Source organism: Streptomyces sp. NBC_00829 (assembly GCF_045161795.1).
In the GTDB taxonomy this organism is placed as follows: domain Bacteria; phylum Actinomycetota; class Actinomycetes; order Streptomycetales; family Streptomycetaceae; genus Streptomyces.
Window position 1 is genome coordinate 6,243,053 of record NZ_CP108867.1, and the last position, 21,456, is coordinate 6,264,508.

Sequence of the window (21,456 nt, forward strand, 5' to 3'; positions counted from 1 at the left end):
ACCCCTTCACGGGAGCGGCGCTTCCAAGGCTGTCCGGTCTTCTGCAGCTGCGATACGGGCTCCCGGCGTAGCAGTACCTACGACCTTCTGTCCGTAACCGGAGCCCTTTCCCACATGACGAGCAGCACCGAGACCACCGCCACCACCCCGCAGGTTGCGGTCAACGACATCGGTAACGAGGAAGCCTTCCTCGCCGCGATCGACGAGACGATCAAGTACTTCAACGACGGCGACATCGTCGACGGCGTCATCGTGAAGGTCGACCGGGACGAGGTCCTGCTCGACATCGGTTACAAGACCGAAGGTGTCATCCCGAGCCGCGAGCTCTCGATCAAGCACGACGTCGACCCGAACGAGGTCGTCAAGGTCGGCGACGAGATCGAGGCCCTTGTTCTCCAGAAGGAGGACAAGGAAGGCCGCCTGATCCTCTCGAAGAAGCGCGCCCAGTACGAGCGTGCCTGGGGCACCATCGAGAAGATCAAGGAAGAGGACGGCATCGTCACCGGTACCGTCATCGAGGTCGTCAAGGGTGGTCTCATCCTCGACATCGGCCTCCGTGGCTTCCTGCCGGCCTCCCTCGTCGAGATGCGCCGCGTCCGCGACCTCCAGCCCTACGTGGGCAAGGAGCTCGAGGCGAAGATCATCGAGCTGGACAAGAACCGCAACAACGTGGTCCTGTCCCGCCGTGCCTGGCTGGAGCAGACCCAGTCCGAGGTCCGCCAGACGTTCCTCACCACCCTGCAGAAGGGTCAGGTCCGCTCCGGCGTCGTTTCCTCGATCGTCAACTTCGGTGCCTTCGTGGACCTGGGTGGCGTCGACGGTCTCGTCCACGTCTCCGAGCTCTCCTGGAAGCACATCGACCACCCCTCCGAGGTTGTCGAGGTCGGCCAGGAAGTCACCGTCGAGGTTCTCGACGTCGACATGGACCGCGAGCGCGTCTCGCTGTCGCTCAAGGCGACGCAGGAAGACCCGTGGCAGCAGTTCGCCCGGACCCACCAGATCGGTCAGGTCGTCCCGGGTAAGGTCACCAAGCTCGTTCCGTTCGGTGCGTTCGTGCGCGTCGACGAGGGCATCGAGGGCCTGGTCCACATCTCCGAGCTGGCCGAGCGCCACGTGGAGATCCCCGAGCAGGTCGTCCAGGTCAACGACGAGATCTTCGTCAAGGTCATCGACATCGACCTCGAGCGTCGTCGCATCAGCCTCTCGCTGAAGCAGGCCAACGAGTCCTTCGGTGCCGACCCGGCCTCGGTCGAGTTCGACCCGACGCTGTACGGCATGGCCGCGTCGTACGACGACCAGGGGAACTACATCTACCCCGAGGGCTTCGACCCGGAGACCAACGACTGGCTGTCGGGCTTCGAGACGCAGCGCGAGGCGTGGGAGACCCAGTACGCCGAGGCGCAGACCCGCTTCGAGCAGCACCAGGCCCAGGTCATCAAGTCCCGCGAGGCCGACGAGGCCGCTGCCGCCGAGGGCGCTGCCGCCCCGGCCGGTGGTGCCCCGGCGGGTGTCTCGGGCGGTTCGTACTCCTCGGAGTCGGACGACAACTCCGGCGCCCTGGCGTCGGACGAGGCCCTGGCTGCCCTGCGCGAGAAGCTGGCCGGCGGCCAGAGCTGACGCTCTGCCCCGGCTGGTGACCAGCTGAAAGTAAGGCCCGCTCCCCCTGGGGGGCGGGCCTTACCGCATTCTCCGTCGAAGGTATTGCCGATGATCTTCGCGCCGGTGGTGCCCTCCTTGATGTCGACGGCCTCGCCACCGACGTCCGGGCCGACCGCGTTGCCGATGATCTGCACGTTGTCGCTTCTGTCGGAGGTCCCGCCGGCGCTGCCGACGTAGACGCCCTCGCCCATGCCGCTGCCGTCGTTGACGGTGTCGTAGATCCGCGAGTTCCTGATGACGCCGGAGCCGGGCCGCGAGCTGAGCCGTGAACTGGGCTTCGCTTTCGCGGTGTTCATCGCGCGCCGCGGGAATGCCCGGCCGCCACCAGGCGTTCTTCCAGAGGAACACGAGGAGGAGCGGTAATCGTGCTTGATCCGCAGAGTTTGTACGAATGGGAGCCGAAGGGCCTCGCGGTCGTCGACACGGCGCTCGCGCAGGAGTCGGCCGGCCTGGTCATGCTGTACCACTTCGACGGATACATCGACGCGGGCGAGACCGGCGAGCAGATCGTCGGCAATCTTCTGGACACGCTGCCCCACCAGGTGGTGGCCCGCTTCGACCACGACAGGCTGGTGGACTACCGTGCCCGCCGCCCGCTGCTGACCTTCCGCCGCGACCGCTGGACCGCGTACGAGACCCCGAGCCTGGACGTCCGGCTCGTCCAGGACGCCACGGGCGCGCCGTTCCTGCTGCTGTCGGGTCCTGAGCCGGATGTGGAGTGGGAGCGCTTCGCGGCAGCTGTCGGCCAGATCGTCGAGCGACTCGGCGTGCGGCTCGCCGTCAACTTCCACGGCATCCCGATGGGTGTCCCGCACACCCGCCCCGTCGGCCTCACCCCGCACGGCAACCGCACGGACCTCATGCCTGGCCACCGCAGCCCCTTCGACGAGGCGCAGGTGCCGGGCAGCGCCGAGTCGCTGGTCGAGTACCGCCTGATGGGGTCCGGCCACGATGTCCTGGGCGTGGCCGCACACGTGCCCCACTATGTCGCCCGCTCCTCCTACCCGGACGCGGCACTGACGGCCCTGGAGGCGATCACGGCGGCCACGGGCCTGGTGCTGCCGGGCGTCGCCCACTCGCTGCGCACCGAAGCGCACCGCACCCAGACCGAGATCGATCGGCAGATCGGCGAGGGCGACGAGGAGCTGGTGGCGCTCGTACGGGGCCTTGAGCACCAGTACGACGCGGTGGCGGGCGCGGAGACCAGGGGCAGTCTGGTCGCCGAGGCGGTGGACCTGCCGTCCGCCGACGAGATCGGCCGCGAATTCGAGCGCTTTCTCGCGGAGCGGGAGGACGGGTCCTAGGAGCGGGAGGATGGGTCCCAGAGGGCGTCCGTGCGGGCTCGCGTAGGCTGCGGCTCATGCTGAAGGTGGGTCTGACCGGTGGAATCGGTGCCGGCAAGAGCGAAGTCTCCCGTCTCCTCGCGTCGTACGGAGCCGTCCTGATCGACGCCGACAAGATCGCCCGGGAGGTGGTGGAGCCCGGGACGCCCGGGCTCGCGGCCGTGGTGGAGGCCTTCGGCCCGGAGATCCTCACCCCTGAGGGCACACTGGACCGGCCGAAGCTCGGGTCGGTCGTCTTCGCCGAAGCCGACCGTCTGGCGACGCTCAACGCCATTGTCCACCCGCTCGTCGGGGCCCGGTCGATGGAGCTGGAAGCGACTGCCGGACGGGACGCGGTCGTGGTCCATGACGTACCGCTGCTCACGGAGAACAACCTCGCCGGGCTCTACGACCTCGTGGTCGTCGTCGATGCCTCGCCCGAAACGCAGCTGGACCGGCTCGTGCGGCTGCGGGGCATGCCCGAGTCGGAGGCACGAGCGCGGATGGCCGCGCAGGCCACCCGTGAGCAGCGGCGGAAGATCGCCGATCTGGTCATCGACAACGACGGACCGATGGAGCAGCTGGAGCCGCAGGTCCGCACGGTCTGGGCGGAGCTCACCGAGCGGGCCGAGGCGGCGCGAGGCGCGCGGTAGGGAGTGTCCGCAAGGCGGCGGCCTCCGCACGGACACACCGGACGCACGGCCTGCGGGAGACCGGAAGGCCGGGCGGCGCGGTCGTCCGATCGGAATACCGTCCCCCGAGGCGGTGTTGGAACCCTTCAGCGAGGGGAAGGATGCGACCGTGCCCAAGAACAACCCGGAGACGCACGTCATCGACTACCGCGCGGCAGAGCAGTTGCTGGCCGCCCGGGACCCGCGCGGCGCCGTCAAACTGCTGGACTCGGTGATCGCCGCCCACCCGGAGAACACCGCGGCCCGCCTGCTGCGGGCCCGCGCCTTTTTCGCCGCGGCCCAACTGCGCCCGGCCGAGATCGAGTTCGAACTTGTCCTGGAGCGTGAGCCGGACAATGCCTTCGCCCACTTCGCACTGGCCCGCACCTTCGAGCGATCCGGCCGCCCCGAGCAGGCCACGCGCCATTTCCGCCTGGCGGCGGCGCTGGACCCGAAGCCGGAGTATCTGAAGGCGGCACGCTTCGACGCTGAGGCGTGACACCCGTCCGCCCGGCCGGCCGCGGCCCTGGCTCTCGTGGCCTCAGTGGCCCGGCCGCGGGCCGCGGTTCCCGTGGTCGGGTTCGTAGGGCGGGATGTCCGGGCCGGGCTGCCAGTGCGGACCCTGGTGGATGTGGTGGACGACCATGAGCAGGTCGACCGAGGTGATCAGCAGCAGTACGCCGCATGCCGCTGCCCAGCCGGGGCGCTCGGCGAGGGTGAAGAGCGCCGTGCCCCCGGCGGCCCAGACCAGGCCCCACAGACTCAGCCAGAACCGCAGCCGCAGTGGACTGCGCGCGGTCGTCGGTTCACTCCCAGTACGCATGGCGTCGCATCTCCTACTCCCAGGATGCACCCGCAGCCGGTACAACTGACCCGACGAAGGGGGCTCAGGGTGAGACCGCCGTGGGTGGAGCTGCCGGAGACGGACGAGCTGGCCGAGGCGCTGCTGGATCTGGCCGTGCCGCACGAGGACATCAATGAACTCCTGGCGCTGCGGGGCCGGGTGTCCAGGGACCCCGGGCTGCGCCGGCTGCTGGAGGCGGGTGTCCAGAGGCTCGTCCAGGACATGGGCCGGCCCGGCGGCGGGGGAGAACTGCCGCGGATGCCCGAGGGCTCCGGCGCGATGGGCCGGCTGTTCCCGGTGTACGTCCTTGTCGCGGCGCTGCCGGGCGTGCGGGCGTACCACCGCGAGCGCGAGGTGCCGGACGTCGTCTCGCGCCGCACGCTCGCCGACCTCGGCCGCCACATGGCCGTTCACCGCAGGCGCCACGGCACGAGCGGTCTGCCGATACCGGGCTGGCTCGGGCTGCACTTCCGCGGCGAGATCTACCAGCTGGGACGGTTGCAGTTCCAGCGCTCCCGGCTCGGCGCCCGTACCGGCCGGGCCGTACGGGCGGCCGGGCTTCCGCTCGGGCCCGAGGACCCCGCCCTCGATGTGCACATCCCCGACTTCCTCGGGCCGGTCACTCCCGGGGCGTGCGACCGGTCCTTCGCCCGCGCCAGGCAGTTCTTCGCACGCCATTTCCCCGAGGAGCCGTACCGCGTCGCCGTCTGCCACTCCTGGCTTCTCGACCGGCAGCTCGCCGAGTATCTGCCGAAGGACTCCAACATCATCCGCTTCCAGGACCGCTTCCGGACCGCGTACGAGATGGAGGAGGCCGACGACGCCGTGCCGGTCGGCTTCGTGTTCGGCGATCAGCGGCTGGCACCCGAAGCACTGCCGCGCCGCACCACGCTGGAGCGGGCGATCGGCGACCATCTGCTGGCGGGCCGCCACTGGTACTGCGGACACGGCTGGCTGGCACTCTGAGCCGACCGGCGGCGGGTTCGGCAGGCTGCCCGGGAACGGCCGCCAACTCTCCCTCGTTCACGGGGACATGAGCAGGCACACTCGCGGGGGCTCTCCCGCGGCGGTCCGGCCGTGGACGCCTGTCCGACGGACGGCGGCACCTGGGTCAGGGCGGCGCCCCAAGCGCCCTCGCCCCGGCGGTGCCCAAAGCCCCCTCGCCCCGGGGATGTTGACGTTCTTGAAGTCGGGGCCATGTGAGCGATGACTCCCGGGGCGCCTTCCGGTCTACCTCTCGAAAGCACTGGGGAACGCTTACCGGAGGAGATCATCATGTCCGTCACGACCGCCGCCACCACCGCCCACGCCGCAGCGGAAACCGCAAACGGATCCACTCTGAGCCGCCGCTCGCACCTCGCCGTGCGCACGCTCCAGATCGTGCTCGCGCTGTTCATGGCCATCCCGAGCGCCGCGCCCAAGCTGATCGGCCACTCCTCCGCCGCGGAGTCCTTCGACAAGATCGGTTTCGGCGACTGGTTCATGTACCTGACGGGCGGTCTGGAGCTGGCCGGCGCGATCGCCCTGGTGATCCCGGTTCTCTCCGGACTTTCGGCGCTCGCCCTCATGGGTCTGATGATCGGCGCCTTCATCACTCAGGTGACGGTGTTCGACGGGCAGTACGCGATCACACCCGTGATCCTCTTCCTCCTCTTCGGCGGGATCGCCTGGGTGCGCCGCGATCACACGGCGGAGCTCGTCGCCCTGGTCCGTAAGCGCGTCCAGGGCACGTCTGAGTGATCGTCCTGCGAAGAAGGTCCCTGGACCCACGGGGCACCGCGCGGCCCGGAATCCGGACGGGAAGGGCCACACCCGTGTCGTCAGGGTGCGGCCTTCCCCCGTTCCCTGGGCGCGGACGGTCCGGGAACAGGGGATCGGGGGCGAGGCGCGGGCGGCCCGGGGTGAAGGCTAGAGGCTCGACCAGGTGGGTATACCAGACATACCGTGGTATTTGGCATCCGGTTCGGACGATAGGGGGTGCCCTCATGGTCGAGGACCTGGTGATTGCGGGCGTAGCGGCCTTGTCCGCCGGCGCGGTGTACGTGATGGCGGCGGCCAAGGTCGTCAAGCAGTACGAACGGGGCGTGGTCTTCCGCCTCGGCCGGCTGCGCAGGCAGGTGCGCAGCCCGGGGTTCACCATGATCGTTCCGATCGTGGACCGGCTGCGCAAGGTCAATATGCAGATCGTGACGATGCCTGTGCCCGCGCAGGACGGGATCACCCGGGACAACGTGACGGTGCGCGTGGACGCGGTGATCTATTTCAAGGTCGTCGACGCCTCCGACGCGGTCGTGCAGGTCGAGGACTACCGTTTCGCGGTCTCGCAGATGGCGCAGACCTCGCTGCGGTCGATCATCGGCAAGAGCGATCTGGACGATCTGCTCTCCAACCGCGAAAAGCTCAACCAGGGGCTGGAGTTGATGATCGACAGCCCCGCCATGGGGTGGGGGGTGCAGATCGACCGTGTGGAGATCAAGGACGTGTCGCTGCCCGAAGCAATGAAGCGCTCGATGGCGCGGCAGGCCGAGGCGGACCGTGAGCGCCGGGCCCGGGTCATCAACGCCGACGCCGAGCTCCAGGCCTCCAAGAAGCTGGCCGAGGCCGCGGGTGAGATGTCCAAGCAGCCCGCCGCGCTCCAACTGCGGCTGCTCCAGACCGTCGTCGCGGTGGCGGCGGAGAAGAACTCCACGCTGGTGCTGCCCTTCCCGGTGGAGCTGCTGCGCTTCCTTGAGCGCGCCCAGCAGCCCGGACCCGACCAGTCCGCGGACCGGCGCGCGTCCGGGCATCCCGCACCGCCCGAGGTGGCATCCGGCGAGCAGCCCGAGCTGCGGGCCGCGGAGCAGCCCTCCATCGAGTCGGCCGGGTCCGACGGGCAGCCGTCCATCGAGTCCGTGCCGTCCGAGGGCACCGTGCCGTCCGAGGGCACCGTGCCGTCCGAGGGCACCGTGCCGTCCGAGGGCACCGCGGCGCCCGACGGCACCGCCGAGCCGCCCGGCTCCGTGGACCCCGCGGCAGCGCCGCCCAGGTCTACGGCTCCCACGCCGGACCCGCCGCCCGTCCAGCAGCTGCCACTGCCGCCCGCCGCCTGAGGCTCCGGCGGGTGCGGGGCGGGTCCGGCCGGGGTAGGAGTCGTCGCGGCGCCGCCGTCGACGGACGCCTTCCCCGGCCGAAGGAGCCTGACGCGTGACGCAGCGAGAACCGGTCTGCACCACCCGCCAGGGCGCGGTCCGCGGCCGCCTCACCGCCTCGGGGGCGGCGGCCTTCCTGGGCATCCCGTACGCGGCGGCGCCCCGCTTCGCGCCACCCGTCGCGCCCGGGCCGTGGGAGGGCATACGAGACGCGGTGACCTATGGCCCGACCGCACCCAAGGTCCCCTACCCGCCACCCTTCGACGCCCTCATACCCGAGGACTCGATCCCCGGCGACGACTTCCTCAACCTCAATGTCTGGACGCCGTCGCCGGGGCCTGGCGGCGGACTGCCCGTCCTGGTGTGGCTGCACGGCGGGGCGTTCGCGAACGGATCGGGATCCTCGCCCGCGTACGCCGGAGACGCCTTCGCACGCGACGGCGTGGTGTGCGTGACGCTCAACTACCGCCTGGGCGCTGCCGGTTTCCTCCATCTGGACGGGGTCCCGGACAACCGCGGACTGCTCGACCAGATCGCGGCCCTCACGTGGGTGCGCGACAACATCGCGGCCTTCGGCGGCGATCTCGACCGGGTGACCGTGTGCGGCGAGTCGGCCGGGGCGATGAGCATCGGCGTCCTGCTGGCGATGGAGGAGGCACGCGGGCTGTTCCGGCGGGCGATTTTGCAGAGCGGCGGGGCACATCACTTCCTGCGCCCCGCGTCGGCGCGGCTGATCACGGCCCGGCTCGCGGAGAAACTGTCTCTCGCCGAGCCGACGCACGAGGCGTTCGCCTCCGTGCCGCTGCCCGAACTGCTCGATTCCCAAGGCGAGCTGAGGGGCGAGATCGGTGCGCGCCCGCATCCGGACCTGTGGGGCGAGGCCGCGCTCAACATGATGCCCTTCGAGCCCGTGACCGAGGGACTCCGGCTGCCGGAACCCGACTGCGGCGTCGACCTGCTCGTCGGGAGCAACCGGGAGGAGTACCGGCTGTTCCTCGTGCCCACGGGCCGGCTGGACGTCCTGCCGGAGCCCAGGCTGCGGGCGGTGGCCGAGGCGTACGGCCTCGATCCCGACAAGGCGCTCCCGGTCTACCGCGAGGCGCGGCCGGGCGCTGTTGCAGGGGAGATCCTCGACGCCGTGACGACGGACTGGTTCTACCGGATTCCCGCGATCCGGCTGGCCGAGGCCGTCCCCGGCTCGTACATGTACGAGTTCGCCCTGCGCTCGCCCTCCTTCGGCGGGCGGCTCGGCGCCTGCCACGGCTCGGAGCTGGCGTACGTCTTCGACAACCCCCGCGAGCCCGGCTACGCGCAGCTGACCGGGCACTCTCCGCCACAGGCTGTGGCGGACGCGATGCATGGTGCGTGGGTGGCGTTCGCGACGACAGGGGACCCCGGCTGGTCCCGGTACGAAGCGGCCGGGTCGCGTACGACGATGATCTTCGACGAGGAGTCCGGGGCGGTCGACGACCCCAGGCCGGCGGAACGGGAGCTCTGGGACGGCGTGCGCTGAAGCCCTGGTGGGTGCGGGTGCCGGGGCGATGCGGGGCTGGGTCGGAGCCGATTGTCAGAGCCCACCCGTAAGGTCGGAGATCCAGACTTCAGCCGCGACCGGACGGGAGGGGAGGTGACCGCTGTGCGCGACCTGTTGCACACCTGTGCCGCCGTCTTCGTCCCGGCAGCCCTGCCGCGCGAGGGGCGCGTCGCCTTCTGGGACCCCGACGGCGGCCGGCTCCGGGAGGCCGCCGACGAGCTCACCGTCGTACGCCGCCACGGCAACGGCGCCCGCAACCGCACCGTGCCCGCCGTGCTGCTCCCCGTCACCGAAGCACTCCCCCTGCTGACCCGGGCACGCCACGACCCGGCAGCACACCCCGCCGCGGCCTGCTGGGGCGCCGCCGCCGTGCACGCCCTTCATCTGGCGGCGCGCGGCAGACTGCTGCCCGGCCTGACCGCCACCGACCACGACGCCTGGCGCGCGGGCCCCCTCGACGCCGACGACATCGCCCAGCTGCGGGCCATCGCCGCCGCCATGCCGTACGAAGCGCATGCGACCCCCGTGCCCGGCCGGGGGCCCGCCCGGCTGCCCGACCCCGAGGCGCTGGTGCGGTCCTTCTTCGACGCGGTTGCCGACACCCTGCCGCGCACGCCCGCCGCCGCGTACGCCGCGGGGGCACCGTTCGCGGCCGTCCCCGCCCAGTATCTGCCCGGCGCCCGCGAGTGGGCCGCGGAAGCCGCCGCGGGCATGGACGCGGGCGTGCGGGTCTCGCTCCGCCTCGATCTCTCGGCGTTCGAGCTGTTCGACATCGCGGAGGAGGACGGCGCGGAGCGCAACGCGGGCGCGGCACTCGTCCAGGTGCACAGCCTCGCCGACCCGACGCTCGTCACCGACGCGTCCCGGCTGTGGGCGGGGGAGGCGGACGAGCACTTCGGACCGCGCGCCCGGATCGACGCGGTGCTGGCGCTGCGCCGCGCCGCCAGAGTCTGGCCGCCCCTCGCCCGGCTGCTGGAGCGGGACGTGCCCGATGTGCTGCCGCTGACCGAGGACGAGCTGTACGAACTGCTCGGACCCGGCGCTACCGGCCTCGCCGCGGCCGGGGTCGCGGTGCACTGGCCGAAGGAGCTGGCACGCACGCTCTCGGCCGCCGCGGTCGTCCGCCCGGCTCCCGGCTCGGCGACGGACGGCACACCGTTCTTCGACAGCGAGGAACTACTGAAGTTCAACTGGCAGCTGGCACTCGACGGAGACCCGCTGACCGAGCGCGAGATGGACGCGCTCGCCGAGTCGCACCGCCCGATCGTGCGGCTGCGGGACCAGTGGGTCGTCGTCGACCCCGATCTCGTACGCAAGGCGCGCAAGCGGGAACTGGGGCTCCTGCAACCGGTCGACGCGCTGGCCGTGGCACTCACCGGCACCGCCGAGGTGGACGGCGAGACGGTGGAGGCGGTGCCCACCGGCGCACTCGCGAGCCTGCGGGACCGGCTCACCGCCGCCTCGGCCCCCGTCGCGGCGCCGCCCGGCCTCACCGCCACCCTGCGCGACTACCAGCTGCGGGGTCTGGCCTGGCTCGACCTGATGACCTCGCTCGGGCTCGGCGGCTGTCTCGCGGACGACATGGGCCTTGGCAAGACGGTCACCGTGATCGCCCTCCACCTCCACCGCGACCGCGAGGCCCCCACGCTCGTCGTCTGCCCGGCCTCGTTGCTCGGCAACTGGCAGCGGGAGATCGCCCGCTTCGCCCCCGGAGTGCCGGTGCGCCGCTTCCACGGCGCGGACCGGGCCCTGCCCGAGGGCGACGGCGGATTCGTCCTCACCACGTACGGCACCATGCGCACCAGCGCGGAACGACTGGCCGGACACATCTGGGGCATGGTCGTCGCCGACGAGGCGCAGCACGTCAAGAACCCGTTCTCCGCGACGGCCAAGGCGCTGCGCACCATCCCCGCCCCCGCCCGGGTCGCGCTGACCGGCACGCCCGTGGAGAACAACCTCTCCGAGCTGTGGGCTCTGCTCGACTGGACGACTCCCGGCCTGCTCGGCCCGCTCAAGGCCTTTCGCTCCCGCCACGCCCGCCTGGTGGAGAACGGAGAGGACCAGGACGCGGTGGAGCGGCTGTCCCGGCTCGTCCGCCCCTTCCTTCTGCGCCGCAAGAAGTCCGACCCGGGGATCGTGCCCGAGCTGCCGCCGAAGACGGAGTCCGACCATCCCGTCGCACTCACCCGCGAGCAGGCATCGCTCTACGAAGCGGTGGTCAGGGAGGCGATGGCGGCGATCGCGGGGGCCGAGGGCATCGCGCGCCGCGGACTGGTGATGAAGCTGCTGACCGCGCTGAAGCAAATCTGCAACCACCCGGCGCAGTACCTCAAGGAGGACAGGGCCCGCCTGGCGGGCCGCTCCGGCAAACTGGCCCTGCTCGACGAGCTGGTGGAGACGATCCTGTCCGAGGACGGCTCGGTCCTGATCTTCACCCAGTACGTCTCCATGGCCCGGCTCCTGTCGGCGCATCTCACGTCCCGGGCGATCCCGTCCCAGCTCCTCCACGGCGGCACACCCGTGCCCGAGCGCGAACGGATGGTGGACCGCTTCCAGTCCGGGGAGGTCCCGGTCTTCATCCTGTCCCTCAAGGCAGCCGGCACCGGACTGAATCTGACCAGGGCCGGCCACGTCGTGCACTTCGACCGCTGGTGGAACCCGGCGGTCGAGGAGCAGGCGACGGACCGGGCCTACCGCATCGGCCAGACGCAGCCCGTGCAGGTGCACCGGCTGATCGCGGAGGGCACGGTGGAGGACCGGATCGCCGAGATGCTCGTCTCGAAGCGGGCGCTGGCCGATGCGGTCCTCGGCTCGGGAGAGGCCGCGCTGACCGAGCTGACCGACCGTGAGCTGGCCGACCTCGTCTCGCTGCGGAGGCCGTCATGACACCGCGTTCCCCCGCCCGGTCCACCGATCCGCGCCACGACGACCACAGGCGTACCTTCCCCGCCCTCGAACCGCTCGCCGGCGAGGAGTTCGCGTCCAGCTGGTGGGGGAACGCCTGGGTGGAGGCGCTGGAGGACACAGCCCTGGACGGGGCCCGTCTCGCCCGGGGGCGGGCGTACGCGGGCCGTGGCCATGTCGACGCGATCACCGTGACACCGGGCAGGGTCATGGCGTACGTCCACGGCACCCGACCGCGCCCGTACCGCACGGAGATCCGCCTCCGGACGCTCGGCGACGACGACTGGGACGACTTCCTGGCCGCGGCGGCCGCCCGCCCCGAGCACATCGCGGCGCTGCTGGACAAGGACGTGCCCCACGCCCTGGCGGCCACGGCCGACCTGCTGCCCGCCCCCGGTGATCTGATCCCCGACTGCTCCTGCCCCGACGACGGCTTCCCCTGCAAGCACGCCGCGGCGCTCTGCTATCAGACGGCACGGCTGCTCGACGAGGATCCGTTCGTGCTCTTTCTGATGCGCGGACGCGGCGAGCGTGAGATCCTCGCCGACCTCTCCCACCGCAATGCGACCCGGTCGGCCGACGAGTGCACCAGGACGGCCACCGCGACGCCCCTGCCGACGGTCCTGGCCCGCGAGGCGCTGGCCGACCGATCCCTGCCCGCGCTCCCGCCGCCGTTCCCGGCTCCCGCACACCCCGGCCGCCCGCCGGCCTACCCCCACACACCGGGCTCCCCCGACCCTCTGGGCCTGGACCTTCTCGCCACCGAGGCGGCCGTCCGCGCCCACACCCTCCTGACGACCGGTACCGATCCCACCGCCCGGCTCACCCAGTGGCAGGACGCGGTCCGGCTTGCCGCCGCTCACCCCGGCTCGGGCCTGACTGCGTCCACCCGTGCCCTCTACCGCGATCTCGCCGCCGCCACCGACCACACCCCCACCGACCTGGCGCGTGCCGTGGCCGCCTGGCGACAGGGCGGCCGCGCGGCCCTCGCGGTCCTGGAAGAGCCCTGGGACCCGCCCGCGGGCCCCTTCGACCGCGCCCGTCCCGCCCTGATCGCCGCGGACTTCCCGCACTTCCGTCCCTGGCGCAACCACCTCTCCACCCGCTCGCTCCAGCTCAGATTCGGCCGCGACGGCCTCTGGTACGGCTACGAGTCGGACCCGGACCGTGAGGACTGGTGGCCCCGGGGCACCCCCGACGCCGACCCGGTGGGCGCGCTCACCGCTCTGCTGGGGAGGTGAGCCGCCGGGCTGACCCGCCCGCCGCTCCCGCCGAAGACCGCAGGCCGCTCGACAGTGCCTGTCCCGGCCTGTCAGTCTTCGGCCATGCGCACAAAGCGACGGGGACGATTCACGGCGGCCGACTTCTAGCTCGGCCACGCCGGAAGTACCGGCGGGCCGGCAGAGGTCCGGCCATGTCCCGCACTGTTCACCACATTCCCCTCAAACACCGGGACACGAGCTGGTGGTCGCCCCCCACCGGCCCGTGGACCGCGCATTCCCTCGTGGAACTCCGTTACCCCTCCGCGGAGTTGGAGGAGTCCCGTCGCGTCGGCCGTCGACCCGTCCCGCGCCGGGTGGTCCGCGCCTTCGCCTCGTACACCTATCCGCGGGCCCACGGCAGAACCCCCATCACGGGCCAGGACGAACGCGAAGCGTCCGCCCGCGCCGCGCTCCGTCTCTTCTGTACGCGCGCGCACAAGGAGCTGCGCGCTTCGTCCCTGGCCACCGAGGATCTCGACTTCCCGCCGATCCGCCACCGTCACGGCTGCATCTGGGACGGCTGAACCCTGTGCCGCACGCGCTGGGCCACGGCGGTGCGCAGCCGGCGGGCTGTACGAGGTGGGAGCGGGTGGTTCGAACAGCCGCGCACTCGATGGGGTGAAAGGCGTACGTGCCATAACCGGAAAGCTTCACCGGCGTTGATTCGGGTGCGGGCGATTGCCCGCGAACTTCTCCCGAAGGCAGGAACCCATGAGGCAGGTTCACCGAAAGGGTCTGGCCACCGTGATGCTCACGGGCGGCGTGCTCGCCATGGCGGGGTACGCGCAGGCCGACTCCCACGCGGACGGCGGTGCGGCCGATTCGCCCGGACTGCTGGCCGGCAACACGGTGCAGCTTCCGGTGGACGTCCCGCTCAACGTGTGCGGCAACACCGTCAACGTCGTCGGACTGCTCAACCCGGCAGCCGGAAACACCTGCGCCAACCGTTCGGACGGCGGCCCGCACCACGGGCGCACGTCCGGCGCGCACCACGGGCACACATCCGGCGGCCCGCACCACGGGCACTCGTCCGGCGGCGCCACAGCCGAGGGCGGCGCAAAGGATTCACCCGGTGTCCTTTCCGGCAATGGGGTACAGCTCCCCGTCGACCTCCCGGTCAACGTCACCGGAAACTCCGTGAACGTCGTAGGCATCGCCAACCCCGCTGTCGGCAACTCCTCGTCCAACACCCCCGGCAAGCCGCCCGTCCGTACGCGGCCCTCCACCCCGCCGAAGCCCGCGGCAACGCACCCCCACCCGCGCACTCACGCCCCCGCGCCGGCTCCCGAGACGCCCAGCTCCGAGGTGGGCGGCACCAAGGTGTCCCTCGCCCACACCGGTGCCGGGTCGATCGCCTACGGCGTGCCCGCGAGCGCGGCCCTGCTGCTCGGCGGCGTTGTTCTTTACCGCCGCACCCGGGTGGCCGGGGAGCGCTGAGGCGCGGGATCGTCCGGCCGGGCCCCAGACTTCCGGCCCTGGGGTCCGCCCCGTCCGGCGTACGGGTTCACGGTCACGGCCGAGTACGCCAGGCCGCCAGGACCTCGTCGATCACCGTGGCCACCCTGGCCCGCGCTTCGTGCCGAGCCACTCCTGCCGTCAACAGGGTGTCGTACGCGGTGTCCAGATGCCTGACGGAGGCCCGCACCGCAGCTGTGACCGCTCCCTCTTCCAAAGAGCGGCCCGCCGTGGTGCGGCCCACCCGGCCACTGCCGCGCACCGAGGCGTGGACGGCGATGTCCTGGGCGCGTGCGGGCGGACAGCCGGGAAACAGCCGCAGAATCTCGGCCCCGAGGACGGCGGTGAACCGTATGTCCTCGGCCGCCCGGCGTACCGCGTCCCGCTTCCGGCGCCGGGAGCGCGCCTCAGCGTCCGCGAGACACGCCGACTCGGCGCGGGCCAGAGCGGTTTCCTCCACGAGCAGCCCCTGGCGTTCGTACCGTCTTCGGCGTCGGTTGAAGCGCACCACGACGGCGCTCAGCGAACTTGCCTCGCGGGCGCGCCGGGTGAGCGACGCACTGCCCCGGGGCAGGTACACCAGATGCGCGAGGTCCGCGCAGTCCAGACAGACAGGCGCGTTGAACTCCAGCAGATGCATCGTGAGCGGCCCTTGACGGCACTCCGCGCAGTGCCGTCCCTTCAGTGGTTCGAGCACCACCAGGTCCATGTCCGCAGCGTACCCAGCCGGTACGCTCCGCTCCCATGCCCCTGCGCTGTGCCGTACTCGACGACTACCAGGCCGTCGCCCTGTCCATGGCGGACTGGTCCTCCCTCGCCAAGGACGTGGAAGTCCGCTCCGTGGAGACCCGCTTCACCTGCGAGGACGAGGTGGCCGAAGCGGTCGGCGACCGCGAGGTCCTGGTCGCGATGCGGGAGCGTACCCCTTTCCCCGCAACGCCCTTCGCCCGGCTGCCGCGGCTGAAGCTGCTGATCACATCCGGGATGCGCAACGCCTCCATCGACCTCGAAGCAGCCGCCCGGCACGGCGTCACCGTGTGCGGCACACCCAGCAGCTCCGAGCCGCCCGCCGAGCTGGCCTGAGCGCTCATCCTCGGTCTGGCACGCCATGTGGTGCGCGAGGGCTCCGCCCTGCGGGACGGCGGCCCCTGGCAGTCCACGATCGGCACCGATCGGCACCGATCTGCACGGCAGCCGACTCGCTCTCCTCGGCCTTGGCGAGATCGGCGCGAAGGTCGCCCGCGTCGGACAGGCCTTCGGTATGGAGGTCACCGCCTGGAACCAGAACTCGGGCTGCCGCACCTCGGCTATGTCACCCGGCGCAATTACGAGGGGTACTTCCGGGGAGCCGTCGAGGACATCGCGGCCCATCTCGAACGGCCGCCCCCTGCGCACCCTCAGCGCACGCCCGGCGCCGCCGCCCCGATGAACTCCGACAGCGTCTCGCGGGCCTGCTCCGAGCGCTGCGACCGGTCCGACTCGTCCGGCGCCTCGTGCAGGCAGTTCGTGACGTCGAACGCGGACGCCGCGAGTCCGAGTGCCTGGGGGTCGTCACAGACCAACTGGACCCGGATCAGTGCCTGATGAGCGGCTGATCGCAGCCGGTAGGAGTCGATGCGCGCCTCCTCGGCGACCGTGCTTCCCGGCGCGTCCTGCGCCCGGTGCCAGCGGTCGTTCTGCCCGCGCCGGTAGTCGACGAGCGCGCCCGCGAAGGCGCTGTACGCGGAGATCCGCTCCTGGCGCAGCTGCTCGGCGCGGTTGAGGGCCGCCGTGCGCTCGGCCGTCTGCCGCTGGAAGAAGTGAGTGGCCACCGAGCCGAGCAGGGTGCCTATGACCGCGATGACGGCTGTCTCCATTGGTGCGTACTCCCCGAGGAATCTGAACAAGGCAGTGGAACAAGCTCGACTGAATAATCGTTCGAACGGGCGCGAGCCGCTTGTTACCTTGATCGACGTGGCGAAACTCAACGGCATCGTTCGGCGATGTCGTTTTAAGTTCAACATCGCCCTAGCCGTCTGACCAGAGACAACACCCCAAGAGCCACCGCCAACCGCGGTGGCTCTTGGCATTGGAGGCCCCATGCCCAGAGACAGAGGCCGCCTGGATCTCCGCGAGGACTTCCGCGAGGCTCTGGCGCCGTTCATGGACACAGAGACTAGCTATCCGGCGGTGACCGCCGTCCTCACGGCTGCACTCCGGCACCTGGAGCTGGCTTATAGGCGCGGCCTCATGGCCGGCAAGAGCCAGGCCGGATACCAGACCCCCTTCCGTCGCCCACAGGACGCCTGGGACTTCTACCGCGGCCCGACGAGGCGCGAGACCGAGCCCATGAACCTGCTCCAGCCGCCGCCGGCGCACATCGCCGAAGCGGTGGCCCGGTGGACGCCGGGGCTATGGGCAGAGGAGCACCACACACCCCGCCCTTGAGGGGTGGGAAGGAGGAGTCATGGAGGACGGGACAGCAATATCCGGCGACGAGGCCAGCGCCTGGCTGCGCGAGCACTTCGGCGGCAGGCCCGAGCCCAGAATTCGCATCACATGGACGGCTGAACCAGAGGAATCCGACGACGACGGAACGTTGAACGAACTTCTGGCTCTGCTGTTTGGCGACGGCCCTCATGCACCCGATCAGGGTGCCTGATCGCTGGACTGTCCACCGCACCACGGTCGTTGGACCTACGATGCGGACACACAAGCGACCCCGGCAGCGTTGCAGCGCCCCGGGGTCAGACAGTCGCGAAGGGACTGACGTGACCAAGACTCTCACGCGCGCCACGGACGTGCTGGACCGGATTACAGAACCGCAGCTTCGGGCCGTCTGCTATCTGCGGGTCAGCACCGAGGAGCAGCTGAAGGGGTACGGCATCTCGTATGCCGACAAGAGGACCAAGGAATACGTTGAGAAGAAGAGCTGGGGGTACGTCGACACCTTCGAGGACGGTGGAGTTTCCGGTTCACTGGGCGCGGAAGAGCGCCCGAACCTTAAGCGCCTGATGCGGCTGGCGAGGCAGGAGCCCCGGCCCTTTGACGTGGTGGTGGTCAACGAAGGCCGCGCCATCGGCCGTACGGACCGTGCGTACTACCAATGGGTGTGGGAGCTGCAAGATCTCGGGATCTTTGTGGCCGATGCCCGCCGGGATATCGACAACACGACCGAGGCTGGCGAAGAGGCCATGCGCGAAGAGGCGGACTACGCCTTCAAGGAGTACAAGCGCATTCGGGCCAGGACCCAGAACGGCATCCAGGAGAAGGCGGAGCAAGGCGGGTACGCCGGCGGTCGCCCCCGCTACGGCTACCGCGTCGAGAACAAGGGCCAGAAGGGCGAGTCCCGCTTGGTCGTGGATGACTGCGGGTGCCGCGGTGAGTGCTTTCTCCTGCATGAGGCGGACGTGCTGCGCCAGGCCCGAAAGGTGGTAGTGGAGTACGGCAGTTGGGAGAGGGCGGCGCTCGCGCTCAACGCTGAAGGATTTCTGGGGCGCGGCGGTAGGCCATGGACCCGCGACAACCTGCGCGCCAAGCTGAATTGGCAAGAGCTGCTTGACCCGAAGATCACTTGGCGCAACCCGAAGAACGTGAAGAAGGGCAAGCGCCGGGGCGTCACGCTGGCACGCGACGGCAAGTCGTCCGCCTTCGGGGAAACCGTGACCATCAAGCTACCGTCGATCTTCACTCGCGAAGAGGTCTTGGAGCTGAAGCGGGTCACCGTCACGCGTGCGCCGGTGACCAAGGGGCGTACATACACGCTGTCCCGGCGAATGAGGGGGGAGTGCGGCAGGCACTACACCGGAGGAGGGGGCGAAGAATTTCGCTCCTACCGGTGCAGCGGCAAGGAACCGGAATACGCAGGCTCGCCGCGCTGTGACTGTCCGAACCTGGATGCTGCGGCGCTGGAAGCCGCCGTCTGGCAGCAGATCTGCGTGATGCTCGGTGACGCCGAACGGCTGGAGAAGCTGGCCGATATCCAGGCGGCCAAGCACGCCAAAGGAAAGGTCGACTACGCCAAGCGCATCAGGGAGTTCGAGCGGCAAATCGAGGAGCAGTACGACACCATCGACCTGACCATGATGGTGGCGGCCAAGCAGGCCACCCGGCGGAACCTCTCCCGCGAGGACGCAGAAAGGGCCGTTGAGCGTGCCGTGGCCCCCCTGAACAAGGAATTGGCCAGACTTGAGGCCACGCTGACGGAGACGAGGGGATGGCAGGCGGAGGCGGAGGCAGCAGAGGGGCAGACCCGGGACATCCTGGCCCTTGTCGAGTTGGCTAAGTCCCGGCTCGACAATGTGCCCCCGGAGCAGCAGGCGCGGTACATGGATCTGCTGCACATCTCGGTCAAGGTGGCCGGTCGCCCTTTGGCGCGGAAGCCAGGCCGGCCGTGCGCCGTGGTGAAGTGGTTCCACGACCGTGGGCAGACGGTTCCCAACCTGACAGACGAGGCTTGGGCGACCGTGAGGCCCCTCATGAAGGGCCACTGGGGCGTGAACCCGCGACAAATGCTGGAAGGCATCCTCCACAAGGCCCACTCGGGGGACACCTGGCGGGAGGTCTTCACGCAGGTCGGGTCCAGGTCCGTGAGGACGTACTGGGGCCGCTGGCGGGAGACGGGCCGCTGGGACGACATCATGGCGGCGCTGGCGGGTGCGCCGGGCGTTCCGGCGGCCGGGGAACCGGACCTGGTCCCGGAGCTGAAGATCGAGGGGGGCATCAGGCCGTGGGCGCTGCTGCTTGACTCTGAACTCGACATCGTTGAATCAAGCCCAATCAGATCATCGCAGTCGAGAAAGGCGTCAAGTCCAAGGCGCACCAGGACCTGACGGCCGCCCATCACGGGCTCCAGAAGCCTGCGCTGCTGGCCGGAATCTCGCGGACGTACCAGCCCAAGGACGAGGAGGGCGAGCAGCTGCCGCCCGAGTCGACCCGGGTCCAGGTCAAGGCCGAGGATGTGCTGCGCGAGACCGCGAAGACGCTCACCCGGCTGTTCGATGTGACCGCCACCAAGGACTGGGCGAACTGCGCGGCACGCGCCGACATCACCGTCGACGGCCGTGTCCTGGTCGGCGAGGTGCCGGTGGCGTATCTCCTCTTCCTGGAGAAGCAGCTGACGGACATCAACACCTTTGTGCGCAAGCTCCCCGTGCTCGACGCATCGGAGTCGTGGACGCAGGACCCGTCGACCGACGCGTGGAAGACGGAGGCGGTGCGCACGCTGCGGACCAAGAAGGTGCCGCGCAACCATGTGAAGGCCGAGGCGACCGAGAAGCACCCGGCGCAGGTCGAGGTGTACTACGAGGACATTCCGGTCGGGTACTGGACGACCGTGAAGTTCTCCGGCGCGCTGCCGGCCCGCCGGGTGAACGAACTCCTGGAGCGGGTGGAGAAGCTTCAGCAGGCCGTGAAGTTCGCCCGCGAGGAGGCCAATGGCGCGGAGGTCACCGACGAGCGGGTGGGTGACGCCGTGTTCGGCTACCTGTTCGGGTAGCCTCAATGACTCCCCGTCCGCCGCTGAGCGGACGGGGTGCGCGAGGAGCGCAAGCTGAAACTGAGGCTTGTCGTGATGAAGCGGTTCCAGTGGAGGTTCAAGTCCTCCCCGCGGCACTCTTACGGGCCGCGGTAGCCCAACTCGGCAGAGGCAGACCGCGATCAATCTCAGACTATTGCTCCAGACTCAGCATTCGCCGCCGATCGCCGGATCGACCGGGCCCAGGCCCTGGGGCGTCGAAATGCCGGTTCAAGTCCGGCCCGCACAGCTCGATGTGCGGTGGTCCAAAGGCAGGACGCGGCGACATGACGACTGACCTGGGTTCTCAAGCGTGCCGGCGTGCGACATGGGCGGCATCACAGGGCTCGGGGGCCGGCTACGCCCCCGGGCCCGCTCTCCTTTCCATGCCCTGAATGCTCCCGTTTCCTGCTCGGGCCCGCTCCTCTTCGCCCGGAACCGCCTCCCCATCCGAGACCTGGTGGCCGGTCTGGCGACCCCTTCACGGGCGCCGCTCGGGCCCTGCCGCCCATGACAAGGTCGAGTCATGCAATTCGAGGCGATCACCTGGGAGCGGCTGACCGAGGCCGTCGCCGCAAGGGCGGTGGAGGGCAAGGCAGGGGACGGGAGTCACTGGCTGCGGATCGGTGTCGACGGGGCGCCCGGCGTTCACCCCGGTGACCTGGCAGAGCGCGTCGGAGAGGCTCTCCGGCTGCGGGGGCGCAGCGTCCTCGTGGTCGGCACCGGCGGGTTTCTGCGGCCCGCGTCGCTGCGGTACGAGTACGGGCGCGAGGACCCCGAGACGTACTACAGCGGCTGGTTCGACACGGGGGCGCTGTGGCGGGAGGTCTTCGGACCCCTGGAGGCGCAGGGGAACGGGCGGGTGCTGCCCGATCTGTGGGATCCCGTGACCGACCGCGCCACCCGCAGCCTGCACGTCGAACTCCCGCCCGGCGGCGTGCTGGTGCTGCACGGTCCGTTTCTGCTCGGGCACTGGTTCCCGTTCGACCTGAGTGTGCATCTGCGGCTGTCGCCCGCCGCGCTGCTCCGGCGCACACCGCAGGACGAGCGCTGGACCCTGCCCGCCTTCGAACGGTACGAGAGCGAGGTGGGACCCGGCGAGGTCGCCGATGTGCTCGTACGGGCCGACGACCCGCGCCACCCCGCATGGAACGGCAGGGGAGGCCCGCGCTGAAACGCGCCG

At 70.5% G+C, this 21,456-nt stretch carries 20 protein-coding genes and 2 pseudogenes; 18 read left to right on the plus strand and 4 right to left on the minus strand.

Features of this window, described 5'->3' with window-relative positions; translation table 11 throughout:
• The first annotated feature begins 114 nt into the window (after window positions 1–114).
• A complete protein-coding gene (gene rpsA / locus OG293_RS27735) occupies window positions 115–1,617 on the plus strand; it encodes a 30S ribosomal protein S1 (protein WP_406001503.1) in 1,503 nt (500 codons plus the stop codon).
• A 71-nt stretch (window positions 1,618–1,688) separates the two neighbouring features.
• On the opposite strand, the pseudogene OG293_RS27740 reads toward rpsA, so the two are convergent.
• A pseudogene (locus tag OG293_RS27740) lies at window positions 1,689–1,901 on the minus strand (sheath polysaccharide-degrading enzyme); the annotation flags it as partial.
• A gap of 123 nt (window positions 1,902–2,024) precedes the next feature.
• Here OG293_RS27740 and OG293_RS27745 point away from each other — a divergent pair.
• The 3 genes from OG293_RS27745 to OG293_RS27755 all read left to right on the plus strand — a co-directional run bounded on the left by OG293_RS27745 (window position 2,025) and on the right by OG293_RS27755 (window position 4,151).
• Entirely contained in the window at window positions 2,025–2,963 is a 939-nt protein-coding gene (locus OG293_RS27745) for a PAC2 family protein (RefSeq protein WP_406001504.1), read from the plus strand.
• Between the two features lie 56 nt (window positions 2,964–3,019).
• Entirely contained in the window at window positions 3,020–3,634 is a 615-nt protein-coding gene (coaE, locus tag OG293_RS27750) for a dephospho-CoA kinase (protein ID WP_406001505.1), read from the plus strand.
• Window positions 3,635–3,782: 148 nt separating this feature from the next.
• Window positions 3,783–4,151, plus strand: a complete 369-nt coding sequence (locus OG293_RS27755) for a tetratricopeptide repeat protein (RefSeq protein ID WP_406001506.1) — start codon at window positions 3,783–3,785, stop codon at window positions 4,149–4,151.
• A gap of 42 nt (window positions 4,152–4,193) precedes the next feature.
• Here OG293_RS27755 and OG293_RS27760 read toward each other — a convergent pair whose 3' ends face one another.
• Entirely contained in the window at window positions 4,194–4,475 is a 282-nt protein-coding gene (locus tag OG293_RS27760) for a DUF6343 family protein (protein ID WP_406001507.1), read from the minus strand.
• A 69-nt stretch (window positions 4,476–4,544) separates the two neighbouring features.
• On the opposite strand from OG293_RS27760, the gene OG293_RS27765 reads away from it, so the two are divergent.
• From OG293_RS27765 to OG293_RS27800, 8 genes are all read left to right on the plus strand, one after another.
• A complete protein-coding gene (locus OG293_RS27765; RefSeq protein ID WP_406001508.1) occupies window positions 4,545–5,462 on the plus strand; it encodes an acyltransferase domain-containing protein in 918 nt (305 codons plus the stop codon).
• Between the two features lie 309 nt (window positions 5,463–5,771).
• Entirely contained in the window at window positions 5,772–6,236 is a 465-nt protein-coding gene (locus OG293_RS27770; protein WP_406001509.1) for a DoxX family protein, read from the plus strand.
• A gap of 245 nt (window positions 6,237–6,481) precedes the next feature.
• Window positions 6,482–7,585 carry an SPFH domain-containing protein gene (locus OG293_RS27775; RefSeq protein WP_406001510.1) on the plus strand — a complete coding sequence of 368 codons (1,104 nt, stop codon included), beginning with the start codon at window positions 6,482–6,484 and terminating at the stop codon, window positions 7,583–7,585.
• A gap of 94 nt (window positions 7,586–7,679) precedes the next feature.
• Window positions 7,680–9,137 (plus strand): carboxylesterase/lipase family protein, encoded by a 1,458-nt coding sequence (locus tag OG293_RS27780; RefSeq protein WP_406001511.1) that lies wholly within the window; start codon window positions 7,680–7,682, stop codon window positions 9,135–9,137.
• Between the two features lie 132 nt (window positions 9,138–9,269).
• A complete protein-coding gene (locus OG293_RS27785) occupies window positions 9,270–12,044 on the plus strand; it encodes a DEAD/DEAH box helicase (RefSeq protein ID WP_406003733.1) in 2,775 nt (924 codons plus the stop codon).
• On the plus strand, window positions 12,041–13,303 hold the full coding sequence (locus OG293_RS27790) for an SWIM zinc finger family protein (RefSeq protein WP_406001512.1): 1,263 nt from the start codon (window positions 12,041–12,043) through the stop codon (window positions 13,301–13,303). Before OG293_RS27785 ends, OG293_RS27790 begins: the two co-directional genes overlap by 4 nt.
• A 173-nt stretch (window positions 13,304–13,476) precedes the next feature.
• Complete coding sequence (locus OG293_RS27795) at window positions 13,477–13,848, plus strand: hypothetical protein (RefSeq protein WP_406001513.1); 372 nt, start codon at window positions 13,477–13,479, stop codon at window positions 13,846–13,848.
• Window positions 13,849–14,035: 187 nt separating this feature from the next.
• Window positions 14,036–14,761 carry a chaplin family protein gene (locus tag OG293_RS27800; protein WP_406001514.1) on the plus strand — a complete coding sequence of 242 codons (726 nt, stop codon included), beginning with the start codon at window positions 14,036–14,038 and terminating at the stop codon, window positions 14,759–14,761.
• A 73-nt stretch (window positions 14,762–14,834) separates the two neighbouring features.
• On the opposite strand, the gene OG293_RS27805 is transcribed toward OG293_RS27800, so the two are convergent.
• Window positions 14,835–15,488, minus strand: a complete 654-nt coding sequence (locus OG293_RS27805) for a DUF2293 domain-containing protein (protein WP_406001515.1) — start codon at window positions 15,486–15,488, stop codon at window positions 14,835–14,837.
• A gap of 35 nt (window positions 15,489–15,523) precedes the next feature.
• Between OG293_RS27805 and OG293_RS27810 the strand changes: the two are divergent.
• Window positions 15,524–16,067 (plus strand): annotated as a pseudogene (locus tag OG293_RS27810) (NAD(P)-dependent oxidoreductase); the annotation flags it as partial.
• Between the two features lie 109 nt (window positions 16,068–16,176).
• Here OG293_RS27810 and OG293_RS27815 read toward each other — a convergent pair.
• Window positions 16,177–16,635: a hypothetical protein gene (locus tag OG293_RS27815; protein ID WP_406001516.1), complete on the minus strand. Its 459-nt coding sequence runs from the start codon at window positions 16,633–16,635 to the stop codon at window positions 16,177–16,179.
• Between the two features lie 223 nt (window positions 16,636–16,858).
• On the opposite strand from OG293_RS27815, the gene OG293_RS27820 reads away from it, so the two are divergent.
• The 5 genes from OG293_RS27820 to OG293_RS27840 all read left to right on the plus strand — a co-directional run bounded on the left by OG293_RS27820 (window position 16,859) and on the right by OG293_RS27840 (window position 21,447).
• The gene (locus tag OG293_RS27820) at window positions 16,859–17,206 is read left to right on the plus strand and encodes a hypothetical protein (RefSeq protein ID WP_406001517.1); all 348 of its coding nucleotides are present in this window, start codon (window positions 16,859–16,861) and stop codon (window positions 17,204–17,206) included.
• A 19-nt stretch (window positions 17,207–17,225) separates the two neighbouring features.
• Window positions 17,226–17,420, plus strand: a complete 195-nt coding sequence (locus OG293_RS27825) for a hypothetical protein (protein ID WP_406001518.1) — start codon at window positions 17,226–17,228, stop codon at window positions 17,418–17,420.
• 40 nt (window positions 17,421–17,460) lie between these two features.
• Window positions 17,461–19,590: a recombinase family protein gene (locus OG293_RS27830; RefSeq protein ID WP_406001519.1), complete on the plus strand. Its 2,130-nt coding sequence runs from the start codon at window positions 17,461–17,463 to the stop codon at window positions 19,588–19,590.
• Window positions 19,527–20,255 (plus strand): hypothetical protein, encoded by a 729-nt coding sequence (locus OG293_RS27835; RefSeq protein WP_406003734.1) that lies wholly within the window; start codon window positions 19,527–19,529, stop codon window positions 20,253–20,255. Before OG293_RS27830 ends, OG293_RS27835 begins: the two co-directional genes overlap by 64 nt.
• Window positions 20,256–20,799: 544 nt before the next feature.
• Window positions 20,800–21,447: a uridine kinase gene (locus OG293_RS27840; RefSeq protein WP_406001520.1), complete on the plus strand. Its 648-nt coding sequence runs from the start codon at window positions 20,800–20,802 to the stop codon at window positions 21,445–21,447.
• Window positions 21,448–21,456 lie beyond the last annotated feature (9 nt).